Origin of the sequence: Microbacterium sp. Ld4 (genome assembly GCF_045066555.1) — a bacterium.
Lineage (GTDB): Bacteria > Actinomycetota > Actinomycetes > Actinomycetales > Microbacteriaceae > Microbacterium.
This window is the reverse complement of the sequence record NZ_JBISHE010000013.1, coordinates 478,474-499,379: the sequence shown is the minus strand read 5'-3', so window position 1 is coordinate 499,379 and position 20,906 is coordinate 478,474. Positions and strand designations below refer to the sequence as shown.

The following is a 20,906-nucleotide window of genomic DNA, read 5'->3' as shown; positions in this document are numbered from 1 at the left end:
TAGGGCGCCCCGTGGCGGCTCAGAGGGAGGGCGAGACGGATGCCGCGAAGGCCGCGGCCGTCTGACGCACGGCGTCGGCCGGGTCGAGTGCCCAGACGTCCGCGTTGAAGATCTCGACCTCGACGTCGCCGGTGTACCCGGTGTCGACGACGGCCCGCGTGAGACCCGCGAGGTCGATGACGCCGGCGCCCGGGAAATGGCGTCCGAGCAGCACATCGGCCGGAAGAGGGGTCTTCCAGTCGCACACCTGGTACGACGCGATGCGTCCCTCGCGGCCCGCGCGCTCGATCGACTCGTACACGTCGGGATCCCAGAAGATGTGGAACGTGTCGACGGTCGCGCCGACGACCGAGGGATCGAAGTCGGCCGCGATGTCGAGGGCCTGTCCGAGGGTCGAGACGACGCACCGGTCGCTCGCGTACATCGGATGCAGCGGCTCGATCGCCAGGGTGACCCCGGCGGCCGCGGCGTGCGGTGCCAGCTCGCCGATCGCGTCGCGCACGCGCTCGCGCGCGCCGACGAGGTCACGCGAGACCTGGCCGTCGGCGCCCAGCGGCAGACCGCCCGCGACGAGGACGAGCACGGCGGCCGAGCCCTCGGCGCCTGCCGCGGCGAGGGTCGCAGCCTCCTCGATCGCGACGAGGTTGTCGTCGATCGAGGCGCGGCGGGCGGAGCCCTCGGGCATCGTGAAGAAGCCGGAGCGGCAGTGGGTCGAGAAGCGCAGGCCCGAGTCGGCGAGCATCGATGCCGCGGTGGCCAGGCCCACCTCCTGCACGGGCTCGCGCCACAGGCCGATCGAGCCGATCCCGGCCTCGGCCGTCACCCGGAGGGCGGTGGCGAGGTCGGCGTGCTTGATCGTGCCCTGGTTGATCGAGAGCCTCGGGTCGACGGCGCTCATGCGTCCAGTCCGTTCAGTCGCAGCATCCCGTGCCAGCGCTCCGCCGCGAGTTCGGGACGCTCGAACGCCTTCGCCTCGTTGGCGAGCTCGACGATGCGGGACAAGTGCGGCAGGCTGCGCGCGGAGTGGAGACCGCCGACCATCTGGAACGCGCTCTGATGCCCGTTGAGCCAGGCGAGGAAGGCGACACCCGTCTTGTAATAGAAGGTCGGCGCCGCGAACACCTGCCGCGAGAGCTCCTCGGTCGGCGCGAGCACCTCGAGGTAGCGGGCCGGGTCGCCGGCGTCGAGCGCCTGGATCGCGGCCGATGCCACCGGCGTCAGCGCGGCGAACGCGCCGAGCAGTGCGTCGGAGTGCTGACGGGGCGACGACGGGTCGCGCGCGGGCTGCGGCGCATCCGGCACGTCGGCCCCGCCGATGAGACCGACGTAGTTGAAGTCGTCACCCGTGAACATGCGCACCGACTCGGGCAGACGCTCGCGGACGAACACCTCCGAGGCGGCGTCGAGCAGGCTCATCTTCACGCCGGCGACGTGGTCGACGTTCTCGGCGATGATCTCGAGCAGCACAGCGGATGCCGTCTGCCAGTCGTCTGCGCCGAAGTACCCCGCCAGCTGCGGGTCGAACGCGGTGCCGAGCCAGTGGAGGACGACGGGGGTCGTCGCCTGCGACAGCACCGCGCGGTAGACCCGGCGGTAGTCGTCGGCGTTCTCGGCCGCGCGTGCGAGGTGACGGGAGGCCATGAGCACGGGCCCAGCCCCCTGCTCCTCGGTGAAGTGGAGCTGCTCGGTGTACGCGTCGATCACCTGGTCGAGCGTGATCCGCTCGTCGGCGATGTGGTCGGTGTTGACGCCGACCACGACGCTGCCGCCCTCTTCGCGGGCGACCTGCGCCGAGCGCGAGATGAGTTCGCGCACCGCGGCGGCGTCGAGGCCCATGTTGCGCTGCGCCGTGTCCATCGCGTCGGCGACACCGAGGCCCCATGAGTACACGTTGCGACGGAAGGCGAGGGTGGCGTCCCAGTCGATGTCGGCGGGCCGGCCCGGCGTGTTGTCGGCGTGCGTGTGCGGCACGACGTGCGCTGCGGCATAGGCCACGCGGCTGCGGAGCGGACCGTCCGGCCGCGCGAAGCCCGAGGTGTCGACGAGCGGGGCGCGCCGGAGCGCACCGTCGCCCGCGAGGAGCGTGAGGGTCGTCATGGCTCAGTCCAGCGAGAGGGCGGGCAGCGCGACCTTGCGGCCCTCGCGGCTCGACTGCAGGCCGGCCTCGGCGAGCTGGACACCGCGCGCACCGGCGAGGAGGTCGAACTCGTAGGGGGTTCCCTCGACGACCGAGACGAGGAACTCCTCCCACTGCTGGCGGAAGCCGTTGAGGAAGACGTCGTTGGTCGGCACCGACTGCCAGTCGGCGTCGTAGTCGTGGTCGTCTTCGAGGTCGGGGTTCCAGACCGGCTTGGGGGTCGCGTTGCGCGGCTGGATCTTCGCGCCGAACAGCCCGACGACGGCGGAGCCGTGCGTGCCGTCGACGTGGAACTCGACGAGCTCGTCGCGGTTGACGCGCACGGTCCACGACGAGTTGATCTGCGCGACGATGTCGCCCTCGAGCTCGAACACACCGTAGGCGGCGTCTTCGGCGGTGGCGGTGTAGTGCTCGCCGTTCTCGTCCCAGCGGTCGGCGATGTGCACGGCGGCCTGCGCGTAGACCGACTTGACCTCGCCGAACAAGTTCTCGAGCACGTAGTTCCAGTGCGGGAACATGTCGACGATGATGCCGCCGCCGTCTTCGGCGCGGTAGTTCCAGCTGGGGCGCTGCGCGGGCTGCCAGTCACCCTCGAACACCCAGTACCCGAACTCGCCGCGGACGGAGAGGATCCGGCCGAAGAAGCCGGAGTCGATCAGACGCTTGAGCTTCTGGAGGCCCGGGAGGTAGAGCTTGTCGTGCACGACGCCCGTCTTCACACCGGCCTCGGCAGCGAGCTTCGCGAGCTCGAGCGCCTCGTCGACCGACTCTGCGGTGGGCTTCTCGGTGTAGATGGTCTTGCCGGCGGCGATGGCCTTGCGGAGCGCAGTGGCGCGCGCCTTCGTGACCAGGAAGTCTGCGTAGATCTCCCAGCGGGGATCGGCGAGGGCCGAGTCGAGATCGGTCGTGTAGTCCTCGATGCCGTGGCGGGCGGCGAGCTCGGCGAGCTTCGCCTCGCTGCGGCCGACGAGGAGCGGCTTGACGGTGACCTTCGACCCGTCGGGCAGCTCGATGCCGCCCTGCTCGCGAATCGCGAGGATCGAGCGGACGAGGTGCTGGCGGTACCCCATGCGGCCCGAGACGCCGTTCATGATGACACCGATCTCGCGGACGCGAGGGGTGTGCGGGGCGGGCGCGGCCGACTCGGTCGGAGCGGGTGCGGACATGGTCGTCTCTGACACGGTGATTCCTTCGTTCTCAGCACGCCCGGCCTGCGGTCCACCGCGGGTAAGCGCTTTCCAGTTCATTCAGTGTGGCATCGGAATACGCTTTCCGCAAGCGGATCGCGCGACCGATCAGCCGGTCACGCGAGGCGGATGGCCGCCCAGCTCACGGCGGGGAGAGTGACCTCGAGAACGCCGTCCGCGATGCGGGCGCCCTCCAGGGGCCGGACGCCGACACGCTCGGGGTCGGTGAGCGTGTCGGCCGCGTACAGGTCGTCCTCGTGCAGGAGGTGCGTCTCGACGAGCTGCGGCTCATGACCGAGCTGCGCGGCGATCGCCGCCACGTCGAGACGGACGGTCGCGTCCTCGGCCACCGACCGGTTGACGACGAACAGGCTCACGCCGTCGGCATCCGTCGTCGCGACAGCGTTGACCGCGGCGACGTCGCCGAACCTGCTGCTCGTGAAGGTGCCGGCCTCGACGGGTACCCGCAACACCCGATCGCCGGCCAGACGCGACGTGATCGAGAACGGGAAGAAGGTGGTCTGACGCCATGCCGGGCCGCCGGGCTCGGTCATGATCGGCGCGATCACGTTCACGAGCTGGGCGAGCGACGCCGACTTCACGCGGTCGGCGTGCTGCAGCAGGGTGATCAGCAGGTCGCCGAAGACGACGGCATCCAGCGCGTGATACTGATCCTCGAGCAAGCGCGGGGCCACCGGCCAGCCCGGATCCTCCGGCTTGTCGTTCTGGCCGCCCTCGTCGTTGTGGAGGTACCAGACGTTCCACTCGTCGAACGAGATCATGATGCGCTTGTCGCTCTTCTTCGCGGCGGCGACCGAGTCGGCGATCGCGACCACCGACTCGATGAAGCGGGCCATGTCGACGCCCGACGCGAGGAACTCCTGCGCATCGCCGCCCTGCTCCTGGTAGTAGGAGTGGCACGAGATGAAGTCGACGTCGTCGAACGTGTGCTCGAGGACGATCCGCTCCCACGATCCGAACGTCGGCATGCCGCTGCCCGACGAGCCGCAGACGACGAGCTCGAGCTCGGGGTCGAGCATCCGCATCGCCTTCGCGGTGCGCGAGGCGAGCTTGCCGTAGTCGTCGGCGTTCCGGTGCCCGAGCTGCCAGGGACCGTCCATCTCGTTGCCGAGGCACCACATCTTCACCCCGAAGGGGCGGTCCCGGCCGTTGTCGGCGCGCTGGTGCGTCCACTCCGTCTCGGCGGAGCTGTTGGCGTACTCGAGCAGATCGAGCGCCTCCTGCGTCCCCCGCGTGCCGAGGTTCACCGCGAGCATGAGGTCACTGCCCACCCGCTCGAGCCAGTCGGCGAACTCGTGCAGGCCGATCTGGTTCGTCTCGGTCGAGTGCCAGGCCAGGTCGAGGCGGCGGGGGCGCTTCTCGCGGGGGCCGACGCCGTCCTCCCACCGGTAGCCCGAGACGAAGTTGCCGCCCGGGTACCGGATCGTGCTCACCCCGAGCTCGTCGACGAGGTCGACCACGTCGCGCCGGAACCCGTCGGCATCCGCCGTCGGATGCGAGGGCTCATGGATGCCGTCGTAGATGTGACGCCCGAGGTGTTCGACGAACCCGCCGAACAGTCGCCGATCGAGATCGGTGAAGGCGGAACGCGGGTCGAGGGAGCCGTGAGTGGGCACGGAGGTCCTTCCGGATGAGGCGCGAGCCGGATCAGGCGCGGCGGGAGATGCGGCGTTCGGGGACGGCGACGACGGCGAGGGCCGCACAGCCGATCGCAGCGGGGAACAGGGGCGGGAGCTGCCAGGTCAGGACGACCACGAGGGCTGCCGCCGCGACGAGGAAGAGCGCGCCGCGGCGGTCGGCGGCGACCGCGCGAGGGGTGCCGCGGACGGCCGCGCGCCAGCCGGCATCCGGAGTCCACCGTCCGGCGGCGCTCAGGAGGGCGACGGCCAACACGGCGAGGCCCGCCCAGCCGACCACCTCGACCACGCCGCCCCCGGGGAGGAACCCGGAGCGCGCGAGGTCGATGTCGAGCAGGAGCAGGGCCGTGATCACGAGGGTCGCCAGCCCGACGACGGCACCGGGGAGGATGCCCGCCCGGACGTCGGCCCAGAACAGCGCCAGCCGGGAGTCCTCCGCGGCGATGAAGCGGCGGAGATGACGGATGCCGGCGGCCAGCGCGATCGGCAGGGTCACGATGACGATGCCGACCAGGCTGATGAGGAGCCCCGTGAGCAGGACCTCGCCCAGGAGGGCGAACTTCGCCGCCGCCCCGGGGAACCGGGAGGTGGGCCCGTCGCCCAGGGTAGGTCCACTGCCGTTCCGCGCCTCGCGGACCGCCGCACGGCGGTCGCGCCGCTCCTGTCGCGGCGACGGCCCAGGCGTGGAAGTCGGCATGGAACTCATGATCAGCCCTTGAGGCCCTGCGTGGCCACCCCATCGACCAGGAAACGCTGGAAGACGAGGAAGAAGAGGAGCACCGGCAGCAGGGCGAGGAACGATGCGGTGACCGTCGCGCCGTAGTCACTCGTCGACGACTGGTCGTTGTACAGACGCAGTGCGATCGGAAGCGGGTAGTTGTCGGGGCTCGTCAGGTACAGCAGGGGTCCGAGGAAGTCGTTCCACGACCAGATGAAGGCGAAGATCGCGCAGGTGATGAGCGCGGGCTTCACGAGCGGCAGAATGATCGCCCAGAAGATGCGGACATGCCCGGCGCCGTCGATGCGTGCCGCTTCGTCCATGTCTCGCGGCATCTGGCGCATGAACTGCACCAGCAGGAAGACGAAGAACGCCTCGGTCGCGAGGAACTTGGGGAGGATGAGCGGCCAGAACGTGTCGACGAGCCCGAGGTTGTTGAAGAGGATGTACTGCGGAATGATCACGACGTGGAACGGCAGCAGGAGCGTGCCGATCATCGCGGCGAACAGGATGCCGAGCCCCTTGAACTGGATGCGCGCGAACGCGTAGGCGGCGAGGGCGCTCGAGAGCACCGTTCCGACGACGGCCGCGACGGCAAGCACGAGCGAGTTCCAGAAGAACTGCAGCAGCGGGACACCCGCGATGCCGTCGAAGACCTTCGTGTAGTTCTCGATCGTCGGGGAGTTCGGAATGAGACCGGAGTTCGACCCGAACTCGCCGTTGGGCTTGAAGGTCGAGAAGAGCAGCCAGACGAGCGGATACAGCACGATCGCTGTCAGCGCGAGGAGAGCCACGAGCCAGATGGCGGTCTGCCAGGTCTTGCGCGCGACCTTCCGCCGGCCGTCCGGCGGCGTCGGGGTCGTCTGCTGCAGTGCGAAGGTCAGGTCGCTCGCGTGCTGCGAGGTGATTCCGGAGGTAGAGCTCATCGGTTGTCTCCCGCGTAGTGCACCCACGACCGCTGCGTGCGGAAGAGGATGAAGGCGATGACGGCGACGACGAGGACCAGGACCCAGGCGATGGCCGAGGCGTAGCCCATCTGTCCGTCGGTGAAGCCGCGCTTGTAGAGGTAGATGGTGATGAAGTTCGTCATGCCTGCCGGGCCGCCCGAGCCGTTCGAGATGATGTACGCCGATGCGAACACCTGGAAGGCGCCGATCAGGCCGAGCAGCAGGTTGAAGAAGATGACTGGCGAGAGCATCGGCAGCGTCACCGCACGGAAGCGGTGCCACGAGCCGGCGCCGTCCATCTCGGCCGCCTCGTAGAGCTCCTTCGGAATCTGCTTGAGGCCGGCGAGGAAGATGACCATCGTCGCGCCGAACTGCCAGATCGAGAGGACGATCATGGCGGGCAGCACGAGATCGGGGTTGCCGATCCACCCGCCGAGTTCGAGCCCGAAGAAGCTGAGCGAGGAATCGACCGGGCCCTCACCGGCGAACATCGCACGCCACACGATGGCGACCGAGACCGATCCGCCGATGAGCGACGGGGCGTAGAACGCCGACCGGAAGAAGCCGGTGCCCTTGTCGCGGAAGTTGAGGAGCATGGCCACCACGAGCGCGGCGGCCAGGGTGATCGGGGTTCCGATCAGCACGTAGACCAGGGTGATCTGCGCGGACTGGATGAACTGCGGGTCGTTCGTGAACAGCCGGATGTAGTTGTCCAGCCCGACCCAGGAGGGTGGGCGGAAGATGTCGTACCGTGTGAACGACAGGTAGAGCGAGTACACCATCGGGATGATGGTGAGCCCGAAGAACCCGACCAGCCACGGGACGAGGAAGCCGTATCCGGCCAGGGTCTCGCGCCGTGAACGGGCGCGCTGACCGGGGCGGTCGACCTTCTCGGGCCGCCGGTTGCGCACCAGCGAGCGGCGGCTCTTGTCGCCGGTGACGATGACTCTCGTCGCGGTCGTGCTCACGAGGTACTCCTGACGTAGCGGGGGAGGATGCCGCGGGGCTCGGGCGTTGTACCCGAGCCCCGCGTGGTCATCATTAGCTGAGGGCGTTGTCCATCTCGGTGAAGAAGCGCGACACGGCCTCGTCAACGGTCAGCGTGCCGAAGTTCAGCTCCACACCCAGCTGGCGGAACTCCTCCTCGAGGGCGCCGTAGCCGACGATCGGGACGGGCGGTGCGTCGCCGATGCGGTCGGCGATCGCCTCTTCGTGATCCTTGACCTGCTGGCTCAGCGGGTCGAGCTCGGCGGCCGCGAGGGCGGTCTCCGACGCGGGCAGACCACGGTTGGTGCCGAAGATCTCACCCGACTCGGGCGAGTTGACGAGGAAGTCGACCAGCGTCGCCGCCGCCTCGGGGGCGTCGGTGTTCGCCGAGATCGTGTGCAGCATGGAGGGCTTCAGGTAGAGGTCCTTCGCGCCTTCCTCGGTGATGGGCGGGGCCATCAGGTTCAGCTCGGTGTAGCCCTCGCCGAGGTTGCCGAGGTAGCCGGCGCCGAAGTTGTCCCACGTGAGCTCGCTCGCGGTGGTCGCGGTGTCGAAGGGCCCGAGCGGCAGGGCCTCCTCGACCGTCTGCTGCGGAACGCCACTGCCGTCGCGGATGTCCTGACCCTCTTCCCAGAAGGCCTTCAGACGAGCCTCGTCGAATCCGGGTTCGCCCTCTTCGCTGAAGAGGTTGCCCCCTTCGGCGCGCAGCTGGAGCTCGAAGTTCTGGATGCGGCCGGTGTAGTCGCTGCCACCCCAGAATTCGCCGCCGGAGGCTTCGGTGACCTCGGCGATCCAGTCGCTGTAGTCGGCCCACGTGCCGCCGGCAAAGTCTTCGACGCCGGCCTGCTCGAGCAGGACCGGGTTGGTGAACAGGCCCCACGCGTTGGTCGAGGTCGCGATGCCGTAGGTGGTGCCGCCGACGACGCCGACATCGAGGATGTTCTGCGGGAGCGGGTCGGTCTTGATGATGCCGCCGAGGTAGGGCTCGAGATCGAGCAGCAGTCCGTTCTCGGAGTACTGGCGCAGGTACGAGTAGTCGAACTGCATGACGTCGGGGAGGTTCTTACCCGCGGCCTCGGTTTGACGCTTCTCCCAGAACTCGGGGAAGGTCAGGAAGGTCGGGTTGACCGTGATGTTCGGGTACTCCTCGTTGAAGGCGTCGATCGCCTTGTTGTAGAGGTCGGCACGAACGTCGTTGCCCCAGAAGGCGAGGTCGAGGGTGACCTTCTCGTCAGGGTCGTACGCATCAGTGGGCTCCGGCGAGCCAGCGCAGCCGGCAAGGGCGATGGCTGAACCCGTCGCTAGTGCAATGGCGGCAAGTGCGCGTTTGCTGAACATCTTTGTCCTCTCTCGAACGTCCCTGTTGCGAGTGCTGTAGGACGCCATGGTCCGTGTTCGGTCTTTCCTCGTGAATTGGACCGAAGCCCCTGGGAAAGCGCTTGCCGACGAGCATAGCCGTAGTTGAAACGTTTTTCAAGGCGTGCATGTGACCGGTCTCAGGATAAGCCCTGGCAGCGTTCCTATCCCTGGAGCCGCCGAACCAGAGCGGCGTCCACCCCCACGGCTCCACTCCCAAGACACCGAGGACGGTCACCAACCACGGGTCCGGTCAAGCATTGACCCGACGGCCCAGCTCCGTCAGACTGCACCGGACGACGTCGACACGGACGTTGTCCGCGAAACGATCGGAGCAGGTTCATGGCATCGACAAGCATCAAGTCCAAAACGGCGGCCCTCCTCTTAGCCTTAGGCCTCGCGGCAGGCGTTTCGATCGCTGCGGCCCCCGCAGCCTCTGCACTGCCGACCGGATGTAAGTTCGTGAACCACAAAGTTGCGAGCGCGCAGGGCAAAGTGTCGTACTGCTCTGGCGGGACGGGGTATCACCGGATCGCGCTCTTCTGCCGAGAGACGAAGAACGGCCCCACGTATTGGGTCTATGGTCCCTGGGCGAAGCCGGGAGATTACTCGATCGCAGGATGCCTGCTCGACGATGTAAACGGCTTCCTCAATAGCTACCACCGGAGCGTCATCGACCCCGCGTAGGGAGCGCTGAGGCATCCGACTGATTTTCCAATCGAGCCCCAGAACCGATAGCCAGCCCCTCCGGGATCGGGCGCCAATCGCCTCGGTAACCCCGTCGCGTCCAGTGTCATCCTGGAAGCGGCGGGGTTTTGGTACCGACTCGACGATTTTCGACCCAACGTGCGTGCACTGGGTCCGCGGTTCAATCACATTTATGCACCCCTCTCAGGCATCGAGCGCGACGCCCGGCGGGCCCACACTGTGAGCGCCGTTCACTGGATACACAGGGCCGACGTCGCACCGCCAAACTGCGTAGCCCTCATAGAGACCCTGCACCCAACGCATCTCGGTGAGATTGCGAGAACCCTCATCCGGCCGCGGCCGACACCCGCAGCTCGCCGCGTTCGACGCGGAGGCCCACCCGGTAGATCGCCGACCGCCGCGCGTCGACCGAGTCGGCATCCACATCCGGAATGTAGGCCCCGCGCGGATGCCCGAAGAAGTAGAACCAGGTGCGGTCTCCGTCGCGGACGGCGGCGCCGTGATGACCGAAGCCCGGCCCGGCGACCTCTCCGGCGCCCAGGATGACGGCATCCGGACCGCCCTGCCGCGCCCACGACACTCCGTCGCGCGAGCGGTGGACGGCCATGCCGCGCCACTCGTCGACGATCATCCACCACCAGCCGCCGAGCTCGAAGGCGCACGGCCCCTCGTGCGGCCGGCCACCCACGGCGGTGCTGCCCCACGTCCAGGTCTCGAGGTCGTCCGACACCGCGACCTTCGTGACGGAGTCCGCGGCCTCGTCCTTGTACCAGAGCCGCCACCGGCCGTCGCTCGTGCGGGCGACCCCCGCGTCGATGACCCGGTCGCTCTCGAGCTTCAGGGCTCCGACGCGCTGCCACTGCGAGAGATCGCTCGATCGGTACTCCACGATCTCGCGCTCATGCCCCGGCCACCGGTCGGGGACGCCGTCGATCTCGGTCAGGTACATGCGCCACCGGGCACCGTCGAAGACGACCTCGGGCGCCCAGTGCGTGCGGGAGGTGACGGATGCCGGCCCCTCGGCCGTCAGCCGGAGGTCTCCCGCGCGGCCGGGCTCCAGGGTGCGGGGCTCGAGGGTGCCCGCGTACTCCCAGGCGGCGCCGTCGACCGAGCGCGCGACGCCGATGCGGCTGCCGTGGACCCATGCGACGCCCGGCCCCGGATCGGGATGGGTGGCACGGCGCTGCGTGTAGAACATCCACCACTGCCCGTCCGCGATCACGACCACCGGGTCGGTCGCGCCGTCGTACACGGGGTCGCGGTACAGCTCGGCGAGGCTCACGCGCCGGTGGCTCCGACGCTCCGCATGTCGGTGACGGGACTGCGCAGCCCGCCCCGGTGCGTGGGATGGGTCGCGAGGACCTCGGGGGTGATGACGGCGCCGTCGGCCGCGGCCGAGGCGTAGATCGCCGTCACCAGCTCGAAGGAGCGCGCCGGCTCATCGGCCGTGGGCGGCAGGGGGGCGCCGGACAGCAGCGCATCGAACACGTCGCGCAGAAGAGGCGCGTGATCGCTGCGCTCCTCCTCATCGGGGAAGCGCCAGCCCTCCGCCTCGTCCTCGAACCCCGGAGCGGGGGTGATCGACCAGTTCTCGTGGCCGTGACCGTAGAGGTGGTCGACCGTGATCGTGGCCTTCTGCGTGTCGATGCGGATCGAACTCGTCTGCCGCGGCGACACGGCGCTCGTGAGCACCTGCGCGACGACGCCGTTCGCGAAGGTGACGGTGGCCGTCGAGGCATCCTCGGTCTGGGTGTCGCGGTCGAGGCGCCAGAGCCGGCCCTGCACGCTGGTCCACTCCCCCAGCAGGTAGCCGAGCAGGTCGAGCTGATGGATGCCGTGACCGAGGGTGGTGCCGCCGCCTTCGGTCTCCCACGTGCCGCGCCAGTCGACGGCGAAGTAGTCGTCACCCCGGTACCAGAGCGTGTGGCAGGCGGCGATCAGGGGCCGGCCGAGCTCCCCCGCCTGCAGGAGTCTGCGCACGTGCGCGGCGGCGGTGCCGGTGCGCTGCTGGAAGACGACGGCGAGCTGCCGGTCGGCGTCGGCCGCGGCCGCACGCATCTGGTCGAGCTCGGCGAGCGAGGGTGCCGGCGGCTTCTCGACGATGACGTGCGCACCGGCTGTCACGCTCGCGATGGCCTGTGCGGCGTGCGCGCCGGGCGGGGTGCAGACGAGGACGACGTCGGGGCGCTCTGCCGCCAGCAGCGCCTCGAGGTCGTCGTACACGGCGGCGCCGCCCCACTGCGCGGCGAACGCCTCGGCACGGTCGCGCGCGACATCGGTGACGGCGACGAGCTCGGCATGGGGGTGGGCGGCGACGGCGCGGGCGTGCAGCTGCGCCACACCGCCGGTGCCGACGAGCGCGCAGCGGAGGGGAGGTGTCATGGGGGTGCCTTTCGTGGCCGAGGTCATGCCAGACCTGCCTGCGTGAGATGGAGGTGGGCGTAGCGCCCGCCGAGTGCCACGAGCTCCTCGTGCGACCCGCGCTCGACGATGCGGCCGCGCTCGAGCACGACGATCGTGTCGGCCTGCCGCACGGTCGACAGACGGTGGGCGACGACGAGCGTCGTGCGCCCGGTCATCAGTCGGCCGAGAGCCTCTTTGACGAGCTCCTCCGACTCGGGGTCGAGCGCGCTCGTGGCCTCGTCGAGGAGGAGGATGCGGGGGTCGCGGACGAGCGCACGGGCGATCGCGAGCCGCTGACGCTGTCCGCCCGACAGGGTCGCCCCCCGCTCGCCGACGATCGTGTCCCATCCGTGCGGCAGGGTCTCGACGAACTCCCACGCGTTGGCGTCGCGGAGCGCGCGCTCGATGCGGGCGTCGTCGATGTCGCCGAGGCCGTAGGCCACGTTCTCGCGGATGCTGCCCTCGAAGAGCACCGATTCCTGCGGCACCACCGAGACGAACCGGCGCACCGTCCGCAGATCGACGGTCTGCATGTCGTGGCCGTCGACGAGGATCCGGCCTTCGGTGGGGCGGAGGAAGCCGAGCACGAGGTTGAGGAGCGTCGACTTGCCCGACCCCGACGAGCCGACGAACGCGTACGTCGCCCCCGCGGGGATGTCGAGGTCGATGCGTTCGAGAGCGTCGTCGTCGGCGCCGGCGTAGCGGTACGACGCGGCCGACAGCGACAACGCCCCGTCCACATCGTCGACGAGCGCCTTGCCCTCGTTCTGCTCGAGGTCGGGCTCCTGCAGCACCTCGGCGATCGACCGCACCGACTCGAGCCCGCGGGCGCCGACCGGGATCAGCATGAGCAGCTGGGTGAGTCCCTGCGTCAGGAGCGTGAAGTACGTCGAGAGCAGCACGACCTCGCCGGGCGTGATGGGGAGCACGCCGGTGAGCGAGAAGATCGCGGCGAGGACGAGGCATCCCACCCCCAGCAGCTGCATGGCGACCCACGAGACCGAGGCGACGTGCCCGTTGAGCATGTCGAGGTGGAGCCCGGCCCGCCGCACGCCGTCGGCGCCGGTCGCGACGCGCGTGACGGCCGTCTCCTCGAGGCCGTGCGCGCGCGTGACCGGAATAAGGGAGGCCATCTCGCCGACGCGGGCCGACAGCACCTCGACCTCGCGGCGGAAGAGCTCGTTGCGCTCGCGAGAGCGGCGCCGCATGCCGTAGCGGATGCCGATCGCAATGGGGACGGCGAGGGCGTAGACCGGGAGGAACTGCGGCACCGCGATCGCCGTCATCGAGATGGCGCCGGCCATGACCATGATCGCCGAGAGCAGCGGGTGCGTGACCTGCTGCAGCATGAGCTCGACGTTCTCGACGTCGCGCACGACCTTGGTCTGCACGATCGAGGAGCTGGTGCGGGTGTGGTAGCCGATCGACAGGCTCTGCAGCCGCGCGGCGAGCGCGTTGCGCAGGTCGGCGCCGGTGTCGCGGACGACGGTCATGAAGTTGCGGGTGTAGACGATGTGGTTCGGGTAGTTCTGGAGGAGCAGCACGGCCGCGAGCGCGAACCACCAGAGCACGGCGTCGACCTCGCCGTCGCCGGCGACGATGTCGATGATCGCCGCGGTGACGACCGGGAGGAACCAGAGCGGGATCTCCTTGAGGGCGAAGGCGCTGATCGCGACGGTCAGCCGACCGGGGCGCCGAGCGAGCAGACGGAGGATCGAGCGGGCGGGCCGCGACCCGTCGATCAGGTCCCCCACACGGGAAAGCGTTTTCCTAGCCACGGATTCCATCGTAGGGTCGGCGACCGCGGGAGGGAACCGTCTGGCGCACCCGATTCACCCGAACGGACGCGCGGCGGGGCGGCTCAGGCCTGCGTGCCGAACGGCCGGCCACGCCGGGTCGGCGGTCAGCACCTCGACACCGGCATCCGTCACGAGCACCGTGTCCTCCACCTTCGCCCCGGGGGCGCTCGGGTTCCACGCGAAGGCATGACGGGATGCCACGACGTCGGTCGTCTGCGCCGTCGCCCGAGGATCACGGCCCGCGTACCCCGTAGGGCCGCCCTGGTGGTGCTGCTCCCACTCGCGCGGGTCGAACCCCGCTGCGCCATACCCCGCGATGCCCGCGGCGAACGCCTCGTCGAGCCGGACGCCGGGGCGCGTCGCGGCGAAGAACGACGCCTCGACGTCGAGGATGCGGGTGTCGTCCGCGCCGGACTCTCCCACCCAGCGCGTCGCATTCGCGATGAGGCCGTGACGACGCCCGCAGACGACGAGCATCGCCCGGCGTCCGAGGGCGGCGGCGGTGGGCAGCGGATGCCGGTGGGGCACCCGCTCCTCCCCCGCGACCAGCACGACGAGGGGGTCGATGCCGCGCGCCACGAGCCGCGCGGAGAGGTCGGCCGCGGCCATCCGCTCGGAGGTCGACGGCGAGAGCACGGATGCCACCTCGGTCAGCGCCGCGGCGACCTCGGCCCCGAGTTCCCGGTAGCGCGCCGTCTCGGCGGGCAGCAGCTCGGCGCGCGCGGCGCGCAGCTCGGCCGCCGCGTCGGCTTCGGCGAGGTGCGGCCCGGCCTCGGCCGCCGCCGCGGCGACGGGCTGCTGCCACGGCACGCGGACGATGCGGTCGGCATCCGTGGGCAGAAGCTCCTCCGCGATGAGCCGGTCGGCCTCGTTCGCGCTCACGAAGAGCCGGTCGCCGTCGTCACCGGCTCGCACCGCCAGGACGGGCGGGCCGGCCAGCGAGACGTGGGTGCGCGGACCGTCGAGGTACCAGGCGATCGCCTCGTGGGAGGTGAGGAGCAGCGGGTCCGCGCCGAGGCTCTCCCGCAGGGTCTGCAGCCGCAGCTGCTTCGCGCGGCGATCCGCGGCGGAGGGGGTCATGGGTTCTCCCGGTGATGAAACGCTTTCTCGGTAGTATGGCCGACGCCTCCCGCAGCGGCGGAGCGGCATCCGCGTCGGATCGGAGGACACCGTGGCCGGGAGCCCCCGCGCGACCATCACCCAGGTCGCCCGCGACGCCGGAGTCTCGCTCTCCACCGTGTCGCGGGTCATGAACGGAAATCCGACCGTCGATCCCGTCCTGGCCGAGCGGGTGCGCGCCGTCGCGGTCGCCCTCGGCTACACGGCGAACCCGCTCGCTCGTTCGCTCGTGCTCGGCAGGACGCAGACGATCGCCGTCGTCGTCCCCGATCTCGCGAACCCCACCTTCCAGTCGATCCTCCGCGGGCTCAGCCGCGCCGCCGCCGAAGACGGCTTCCACGTGCTCATCGCCGACTCGGCCGAGCAGGTCGCCGAAGAGGCATCCCTCGCCACCGCGACCCGGCGGCGCACCGACGGAGTCGTGCTCTGCGCACCACGGATGCCGCAGGCCGAGCTCTCGGCGCTGCTGCCGTCGCTGTCGCCTGCCGTCGTCGTCAACCGTCCACCGCAGGAGCATGCACCGACCGTCGCCGCCGACTACCGGCGGGGCATGGCCGAGCTGATCGCCCACCTCTACGGCCACGGCCACCGCCGGATCGCGTTCCTCTCGGGCGTGGCGGGGAGTGCCTCGGGCGCCGCCCGCCGCCAGGCCATCGCCGAGGCGCAGGCGCAGCACACCGACCTCGAGGTCGCCGAGATCCCCTCGGGCGTCGACTTCGACAGCGGCGCCGCCGCCGCCGATGCCGTCGTCGCCGCCGAGGTGACCGCGGTGCTGGCGTTCAACGACCTGGTGGCGATGGGGCTCCTCTCGGCGGTGACCGAGCGCGGCATCCGGGTTCCGGCCGATCTGTCGATCACGGGCTTCGACGACATCCCGTTCGCGCGCTACACCTCGCCGCCGCTGACGACGGCCGCCGTTCCCGCCGTCGATCTGGGCAAGGAGGCCTGGCAGGCGATGAGCGCGCTCATGACGGGGACGGATGCCGCGGCGTCGACCGTCCGCGCACCGGTCGTGATCGTGCGCGGCAGCACAGGACCCCGACGAGGCTGAGCCCGGCGCCTGCGGCTCACGCCCTGGCGGCGACCGCGTCTCCCATCCGCTGCAGAGCGACGCCGAGGATGTCGGGAGTCGTCGCGAAGTTCAGACGGACGTGTCCGTCGCCGCCCGACCCGAAGATGTGTCCCGAGCTCAGGGCGACGCCCGCCTGGTCGAGGAAGAACCGTGCCGGTCCCTCCAGATCGCTCACGACCGCCCGCCGGGACGCCGGTCCTGCGCCGCCGAGGCCCAGGGGCGTGCAGTCGAGCCACGCCAAGTAAGTGCCCTCGGGGCGGCGCAGCACCGACTCCGGAAGGTGCTGATCGACGAGGTTCTGAAGATGCTGGCGATTCTCGGAGAGTCCCGCGAGCAGCCCGTCGAGCCAGTCGCCTCCGTCGCCGAAGGCGGCCGCATGGCCGATGACGGCCAAATGGCTGACGCCGTGGCTCACCTCTTCGGGCAGCCGCGCCAGATCGTCCACGCTCTCGGGCCCCGCGATGAGGAGCGCCGCCTTGAGACCCGCGAGGTTCCACGCCTTCGACGCGGACATGAGCGAGAAGGCGTTCTCCGAGCCGGGAACGGTCAGATAGGGGGTCACGTCAGCGCCGGCCAGCGCGAGCGGTGCATGGATCTCGTCGGCGACGACGCGCACTCCGTAGCGGCGGGCGAGGCTCGCCACCGCTGTGAGCTCCTCGCGGGTGTGCACGGTCCCGGTGGGGTTGTGCGGGTTGCACAGCAGGAACACCGGCGACGCGGAAAGGCGGGCGGCCTCTGCGAACGCCGTCTCGAGTGACGTCGGGTCGAGGCGGCCTGCGGTAGACAGCGGAGCTTCGAGGATCGCCCTGCCCTCGTGTTCGACGAAGGCGTAGAACGGCGCGTAAACGGGCGGCGTCACGACCACCGGGTCGCCGGGCCGGGTGATCAGCCGGAGTACTTCGACGATGCCGAGCATCACGTCGGGAACCATCGCGGTGCGGTCGGGGTCGACATCCGTCCATGCCCACCGATCGGCGGCGAAGTCGCGCAGCGAGGATGCATAGCCCTCGCCGGTCGCGTAGCCGGTGTCGCCGCGGTCGAGCGCGCGGCCGACGGCGTCGCGGACCACCGGCGAGACGGGGACATCCATCTCCGCGACCCAGAGCGGGAGCACGTCGGCGGGGTACGTCCGCCATTTCATGCTCGTGCGCGTCTGCAGCTCCGCCAAGGACACGTCTCGGAAGGGATTTCGTGGTTCTGACACTCTCGTCACCTCATGCCGGTCATCGCGTGCGGGCGCACACGTCACTCTCGCCGTTAGTTCTACGAAGTGTAGAGTTAGCGAACGATCTCAGAGGAGTCTCATCATGCCCCCATTCAGAACCAGATCCGCAGCTGTCCTGGCAACCGCCGTGGCGATCACCGTGCTCGCCGGCTGCACGTCGACCGCGGCCCCGGAGCGGGCGGCCGTCGACGGCACCTCCGGCAGCGGCGATGCGACGTCGTACCCGCTGACGATCACGAACTGCGGGTACGAGCAGACGTTCGACGAGGCGCCTTCCCGCGTGGTCCTGATGAACGGAGCGTCGGTCGCAGAGGTCGAATCGCTTCTGCTGCTCGACCTCGGTGACGCCGTCCTCGCGAACACCCAGAACTACGGCATGTCCGACCAGCCCGAGCTCGTCGCACAGATCGATGCCCTCCCGACCGGCGACGTCGACATGGCGGGAAGCTTCGAGATCCCCGCCGAGAAGCTCTTGGCCCTGAAGCCCGATCTCGTCATCGCGACGACGTCCGGCGGCTTCGACAAGAGCGCCGGCCTCGCGTCGCGTGACGAACTGGCCGACGCCGGCATCGCGTCGCTCGTCAACCCCGCCAACTGCGCGATGGGCAAGGAAGACGCCACAGAGGAGGAGATGGCAGCGTTCGACGACGCGACCGTCGAGTCGTCCTTCGACCTCCTCCACCTCATCGGCAACGTCTTCGACCGCGGGGCCGAGGCCGAGGCCCTGGTCACCGACCTCCGCACGGAGATCGACGACGTGTCGGCTGCCGTGGCGGGCCGCGAGCAGCCGAACGGGCTGATCGTCTTCCCCGGCATGTCGATGATGACCCCCAACGGCATGCCCGCGGTCTTCATGGGCGGCATCTTCGATGACGTCCTCGAACGGGCGGGAGTGAAGGGGTCCTTCGCCGACAGCGGCCTGGACTTCACCTCTGCGATCAACGCCGAACAGCTCGCTCAGGCAGATGTCGATGTCCTCGTGGTCGGCGGTTTCATGCGCGACGAGGATCTCGATGCCGAAGCGGCCGCCCTGTTCGCGGAATACCCGCAGTGGGATGCCGCGAAGACCAACACCTATGTCACGGTCTCGGACGGCGTCTACGTGGGGCCCACGAACGCCGCCGCCATCTCCAAGATCGCGCGGGTCGCTCATCCTGACGCATTCTGAGCACCGCCGGGGGGTTCCGACGCATCCCGAAACACGGATGCTGCGGAGCCCCCTCACGCTGTGGCTCCTCGGGCTCACGGCGCTCACGGCTCTCGCGATGGTGATCGCCGTCGGAATCGGGAGCGTCACGATCGACCCCGCGCGCGTCATCGCCACCGTCGCCGCCAATCTCCGCGGGGATGTCAGCGCGATCGATCCTCTCGATCAGAAGATCGTGTGGGAGCTGCGGGCTCCGCGGGTGCTCCTCGCCGGCATCGTCGGCGCCGGCCTGGCCTTGGCCGGCGCCGCGCTGCAAGGACTCCTCCGGAACCCGCTCGCCGACCCGTACATCATCGGAGTCTCCTCCGGGGCGTCGTTCGGGGCGGTCCTCGTCATGACGTTCGGCTCGGCGACCGTGCTCGGACTCACGACATCGGCGGCCGCCTTCGTCGGTGCGCTCGGACTGCTGGCACTGGTCTTCGCGTTCGCGCAGAGGTCGGGGGCCTTCACCGACATGAGACTCGTCCTGTCGGGCGTCGCCCTGGGATACGTCGCCATGGCCGGCACGAGCTTCGCCCAACTCCATGCGGAGCCGGGTGAGATCCGCGGCATCCTCTTCTGGATGATGGGCAGCGTCGCGGGGGCCCGCTGGGATTCGCAGCTCCTCCCCGCCGCGACGCTCCTCCTCACCGGGGCATGGCTGATCACCAACGCCCGAGGGCTGAACGCCCTCGCGCTCGGCGACGACGACGCGATCGCCGTCGGAGTCGATCTGCGCCGCTTCCGCCTCGGGCTGCTCGTCACGTCCGCCGTCCTCACGGCCGTGTCCGTCAGCGTGGCGGGCGGGGTCGGATTCGTCGGGCTGATCGTGCCCCACGCGATGCGGATGCTGGTCGGCGCCGACTACCGGAGGCTGCTGCCCGTCACGGCGCTCGCCGGCGCCCTCTTCCTCATCGTCGTCGATCTGGTGGCTCGCACGATCGGGAACCCGAACGAATACCCCCTCACGGTCTTCACCGCCCTGGTCGGCGGCCCGTTCTTCCTCTGGCTCATGCGCGCCTCGGAGGCACGGCCGTGAAGATCGAGCTCGACCGCCTCACCATCACGATGTCGGGCCGCCCGTTCATCGCGGACCTCAGCCTCGACATCCGCGACGGCTCGTTCGTCGCCGTCGTCGGCCCGAACGGGTCGGGCAAATCGACGCTCCTCCGCGCGATGTACCGCGCCATCCGGCCCGACAGCGGTCGGGTGCTGATCGGCGGCACCGATGTGGCCGCGCTCCGCCCTCGTGATGCGGCGCTGCTGCGAGCCGTGGTCACGCAGCACCAGACCGGGAACGAGAGCCTCGTGGTGCGCGATGTCGTCGCCACGGGACGACACGCGCATCAGCGATGGCTCAGTGCCGAGTCGAGTGTCGATCGCGAGTGGATCCGGGCGTCGCTGGAGCGGTGCGGGGCCGGTCACCTGCACGACCGCCGGTACGCCACGCTGTCGGGGGGCGAGCGTCAGCGCGTGCTGCTGGCCCGCGCCCTCTCGCAGGATGCCCAGGTCCTCCTCTTGGACGAGCCGACGAATCACCTCGACGTCGCGGCGCAGCACGACCTCCTGGGCCTCCTCGACGCGGTGCCCCTGACGAGGGTGGTCGTGCTGCACGACCTGACGCACGCGATCGCACACGCAGACGCGATCGTCGTCGTCGAGGGCGGAAGGATCCGCGCCGTGGGCGATCCGGTCGCCGTGCTCACCGACGATCTGACGCGGGACGTCTTCGGATGCCGCTCCACGGTCATCGCGAACCCGCTGACAGGCCGCCCGCACCTGATCACGGCTCCCGGTCGCTGATCGCGGGGCGGGGTCAGAGCGCCGCCAGCAGGTCGTCGAGGAAGGTCACCACGAGGGCCGCGAGAACGGCGAGATACCAGACCGCGATGATGCTCGGTCGGTAGCGGAGGAGTCCGCGTCCGACGGTGGCTCCGCGCCTGCCGAGGACATCAGCGCGGGCGAGCGCGACTCCGACGATGGTGACGACGAGAGGGATGGTCGCCGCCCACACGAGCATGCACCAGATGCAGAGCGCGCCGATCACGGTCATGCTCTGGTACTGCAACCAGCTGATCAGGATGCCGGCGAGTACCGCGCCGACCGCGAGGGCTCCCCAGTACCACCGCGGCAAGCCGATGCCGGAGATGAGCACGACTCCGGTCGTGACGATGACCGTGAAGCACACGAGCCCGAAGATCGGATTCGGGAACCCGAAGATCGACGCGGCCGGCGACGTCATGACGGGCGCACAGGCGACGAACGGATTGATGTCGCAGGCCAGGGTCGACCCGGGCTCCTCGAGGAGTCGTATGCGCTCGATGAGCAGGATGGCCGATGCTGCGGCGCCCAGGACCCCGCTGATGACGAAGAGCCACCCTTGGGCGGCTGACGCCCGCACCCG

General features: G+C 69.8%; 19 protein-coding genes. 5 read left to right on the top strand and 14 right to left on the bottom strand.

All coding sequences use genetic code 11. From position 1 onward, the window contains the following. Window positions 1–19: 19 nt before the first annotated feature. From ACJJV7_RS13055 to ACJJV7_RS13020, 8 genes are all read right to left on the bottom strand, one after another. The gene (locus ACJJV7_RS13055) at window positions 20–898 is read right to left on the bottom strand and encodes a sugar phosphate isomerase/epimerase family protein (RefSeq protein ID WP_405374079.1); all 879 of its coding nucleotides are present in this window, start codon (window positions 896–898) and stop codon (window positions 20–22) included. Continuing rightward, window positions 895–2,097, bottom strand: a complete 1,203-nt coding sequence (locus ACJJV7_RS13050) for a dihydrodipicolinate synthase family protein (protein ID WP_405374080.1) — start codon at window positions 2,095–2,097, stop codon at window positions 895–897. Before ACJJV7_RS13050 ends, ACJJV7_RS13055 begins: the two co-directional genes overlap by 4 nt. A gap of 3 nt (window positions 2,098–2,100) precedes the next feature. Next, window positions 2,101–3,303 (bottom strand): Gfo/Idh/MocA family protein, encoded by a 1,203-nt coding sequence (locus ACJJV7_RS13045; RefSeq protein ID WP_405374929.1) that lies wholly within the window; start codon window positions 3,301–3,303, stop codon window positions 2,101–2,103. A 137-nt stretch (window positions 3,304–3,440) separates the two neighbouring features. Continuing rightward, complete coding sequence (locus tag ACJJV7_RS13040) at window positions 3,441–4,961, bottom strand: alpha-N-arabinofuranosidase (protein WP_405374082.1); 1,521 nt, start codon at window positions 4,959–4,961, stop codon at window positions 3,441–3,443. A 31-nt stretch (window positions 4,962–4,992) separates the two neighbouring features. Continuing rightward, entirely contained in the window at window positions 4,993–5,679 is a 687-nt protein-coding gene (locus ACJJV7_RS13035; RefSeq protein WP_405374084.1) for a hypothetical protein, read from the bottom strand. Between the two features lie 11 nt (window positions 5,680–5,690). After that, window positions 5,691–6,626 (bottom strand): carbohydrate ABC transporter permease, encoded by a 936-nt coding sequence (locus tag ACJJV7_RS13030; RefSeq protein WP_405374086.1) that lies wholly within the window; start codon window positions 6,624–6,626, stop codon window positions 5,691–5,693. Then, on the bottom strand, window positions 6,623–7,615 hold the full coding sequence (locus ACJJV7_RS13025; protein ID WP_405374088.1) for a carbohydrate ABC transporter permease: 993 nt from the start codon (window positions 7,613–7,615) through the stop codon (window positions 6,623–6,625). Before ACJJV7_RS13025 ends, ACJJV7_RS13030 begins: the two co-directional genes overlap by 4 nt. A gap of 73 nt (window positions 7,616–7,688) precedes the next feature. After that, window positions 7,689–8,972 carry an ABC transporter substrate-binding protein gene (locus ACJJV7_RS13020; RefSeq protein WP_405374090.1) on the bottom strand — a complete coding sequence of 428 codons (1,284 nt, stop codon included), beginning with the start codon at window positions 8,970–8,972 and terminating at the stop codon, window positions 7,689–7,691. A 480-nt stretch (window positions 8,973–9,452) separates the two neighbouring features. On the opposite strand from ACJJV7_RS13020, the gene ACJJV7_RS13015 reads away from it, so the two are divergent. Next, window positions 9,453–9,677, top strand: coding sequence for a hypothetical protein (locus tag ACJJV7_RS13015; protein ID WP_405374092.1), 225 nt, complete (start codon window positions 9,453–9,455; stop codon window positions 9,675–9,677). 346 nt (window positions 9,678–10,023) lie between these two features. On the opposite strand, the gene ACJJV7_RS13010 is transcribed toward ACJJV7_RS13015, so the two are convergent. Genes ACJJV7_RS13010 through ACJJV7_RS12995 form a run of 4 tightly spaced genes read right to left on the bottom strand, consistent with a single transcriptional unit; the run spans window position 10,024 to window position 14,980 of the window. After that, a complete protein-coding gene (locus ACJJV7_RS13010) occupies window positions 10,024–10,980 on the bottom strand; it encodes a hypothetical protein (protein WP_405374094.1) in 957 nt (318 codons plus the stop codon). After that, window positions 10,977–12,080, bottom strand: a complete 1,104-nt coding sequence (locus ACJJV7_RS13005; protein ID WP_405374096.1) for a Gfo/Idh/MocA family protein — start codon at window positions 12,078–12,080, stop codon at window positions 10,977–10,979. Before ACJJV7_RS13005 ends, ACJJV7_RS13010 begins: the two co-directional genes overlap by 4 nt. A gap of 23 nt (window positions 12,081–12,103) precedes the next feature. Further along, entirely contained in the window at window positions 12,104–13,888 is a 1,785-nt protein-coding gene (locus tag ACJJV7_RS13000) for an ABC transporter ATP-binding protein (RefSeq protein WP_405374098.1), read from the bottom strand. A gap of 45 nt (window positions 13,889–13,933) precedes the next feature. Next, window positions 13,934–14,980 (bottom strand): M24 family metallopeptidase, encoded by a 1,047-nt coding sequence (locus ACJJV7_RS12995; protein ID WP_405374100.1) that lies wholly within the window; start codon window positions 14,978–14,980, stop codon window positions 13,934–13,936. Between the two features lie 91 nt (window positions 14,981–15,071). On the opposite strand from ACJJV7_RS12995, the gene ACJJV7_RS12990 reads away from it, so the two are divergent. After that, entirely contained in the window at window positions 15,072–16,070 is a 999-nt protein-coding gene (locus ACJJV7_RS12990) for a LacI family DNA-binding transcriptional regulator (protein WP_405374102.1), read from the top strand. A 16-nt stretch (window positions 16,071–16,086) separates the two neighbouring features. On the opposite strand, the gene ACJJV7_RS12985 is transcribed toward ACJJV7_RS12990, so the two are convergent. After that, window positions 16,087–17,295 (bottom strand): MalY/PatB family protein, encoded by a 1,209-nt coding sequence (locus ACJJV7_RS12985; RefSeq protein ID WP_405374104.1) that lies wholly within the window; start codon window positions 17,293–17,295, stop codon window positions 16,087–16,089. A 103-nt stretch (window positions 17,296–17,398) separates the two neighbouring features. Here ACJJV7_RS12985 and ACJJV7_RS12980 point away from each other — a divergent pair, with 103 nt between their 5' ends. From ACJJV7_RS12980 to ACJJV7_RS12970, 3 genes are read left to right on the top strand one after another with little or no spacing between them, the layout of a single operon-like run. Next, the gene (locus ACJJV7_RS12980; RefSeq protein WP_405374106.1) at window positions 17,399–18,484 is read left to right on the top strand and encodes an ABC transporter substrate-binding protein; all 1,086 of its coding nucleotides are present in this window, start codon (window positions 17,399–17,401) and stop codon (window positions 18,482–18,484) included. 37 nt (window positions 18,485–18,521) lie between these two features. Beyond that, complete coding sequence (locus ACJJV7_RS12975) at window positions 18,522–19,541, top strand: FecCD family ABC transporter permease (RefSeq protein ID WP_405374108.1); 1,020 nt, start codon at window positions 18,522–18,524, stop codon at window positions 19,539–19,541. Further along, the gene (locus ACJJV7_RS12970; protein WP_405374110.1) at window positions 19,538–20,305 is read left to right on the top strand and encodes an ABC transporter ATP-binding protein; all 768 of its coding nucleotides are present in this window, start codon (window positions 19,538–19,540) and stop codon (window positions 20,303–20,305) included. The genes ACJJV7_RS12975 and ACJJV7_RS12970 overlap by 4 nt, the downstream gene beginning before the upstream one ends. A gap of 13 nt (window positions 20,306–20,318) precedes the next feature. Here ACJJV7_RS12970 and ACJJV7_RS12965 read toward each other — a convergent pair whose 3' ends face one another. Then, complete coding sequence (locus tag ACJJV7_RS12965; protein ID WP_405374112.1) at window positions 20,319–20,903, bottom strand: vitamin K epoxide reductase family protein; 585 nt, start codon at window positions 20,901–20,903, stop codon at window positions 20,319–20,321. Window positions 20,904–20,906: the final 3 nt, after the last annotated feature.

Coding starts and splice junctions, on each gene's coding strand:
- ACJJV7_RS12980 (WP_405374106.1), top strand. CDS start 17,399: ATGCCCCCATTCAGAACCAGATCCGCAGCTGTCCTGGCAACCGCCGTG.
- ACJJV7_RS13045 (WP_405374929.1), bottom strand. CDS start 3,303: ATGTCCGCACCCGCTCCGACCGAGTCGGCCGCGCCCGCCCCGCACACC.
- ACJJV7_RS13050 (WP_405374080.1), bottom strand. CDS start 2,097: ATGACGACCCTCACGCTCCTCGCGGGCGACGGTGCGCTCCGGCGCGCC.
- ACJJV7_RS12975 (WP_405374108.1), top strand. CDS start 18,522: ATGCTGCGGAGCCCCCTCACGCTGTGGCTCCTCGGGCTCACGGCGCTC.
- ACJJV7_RS13005 (WP_405374096.1), bottom strand. CDS start 12,080: ATGACACCTCCCCTCCGCTGCGCGCTCGTCGGCACCGGCGGTGTGGCG.
- ACJJV7_RS12995 (WP_405374100.1), bottom strand. CDS start 14,980: ATGACCCCCTCCGCCGCGGATCGCCGCGCGAAGCAGCTGCGGCTGCAG.
- ACJJV7_RS13020 (WP_405374090.1), bottom strand. CDS start 8,972: ATGTTCAGCAAACGCGCACTTGCCGCCATTGCACTAGCGACGGGTTCA.
- ACJJV7_RS13000 (WP_405374098.1), bottom strand. CDS start 13,888: ATGGAATCCGTGGCTAGGAAAACGCTTTCCCGTGTGGGGGACCTGATC.
- ACJJV7_RS13055 (WP_405374079.1), bottom strand. CDS start 898: ATGAGCGCCGTCGACCCGAGGCTCTCGATCAACCAGGGCACGATCAAG.
- ACJJV7_RS13035 (WP_405374084.1), bottom strand. CDS start 5,679: ATGCCGACTTCCACGCCTGGGCCGTCGCCGCGACAGGAGCGGCGCGAC.
- ACJJV7_RS13030 (WP_405374086.1), bottom strand. CDS start 6,626: ATGAGCTCTACCTCCGGAATCACCTCGCAGCACGCGAGCGACCTGACC.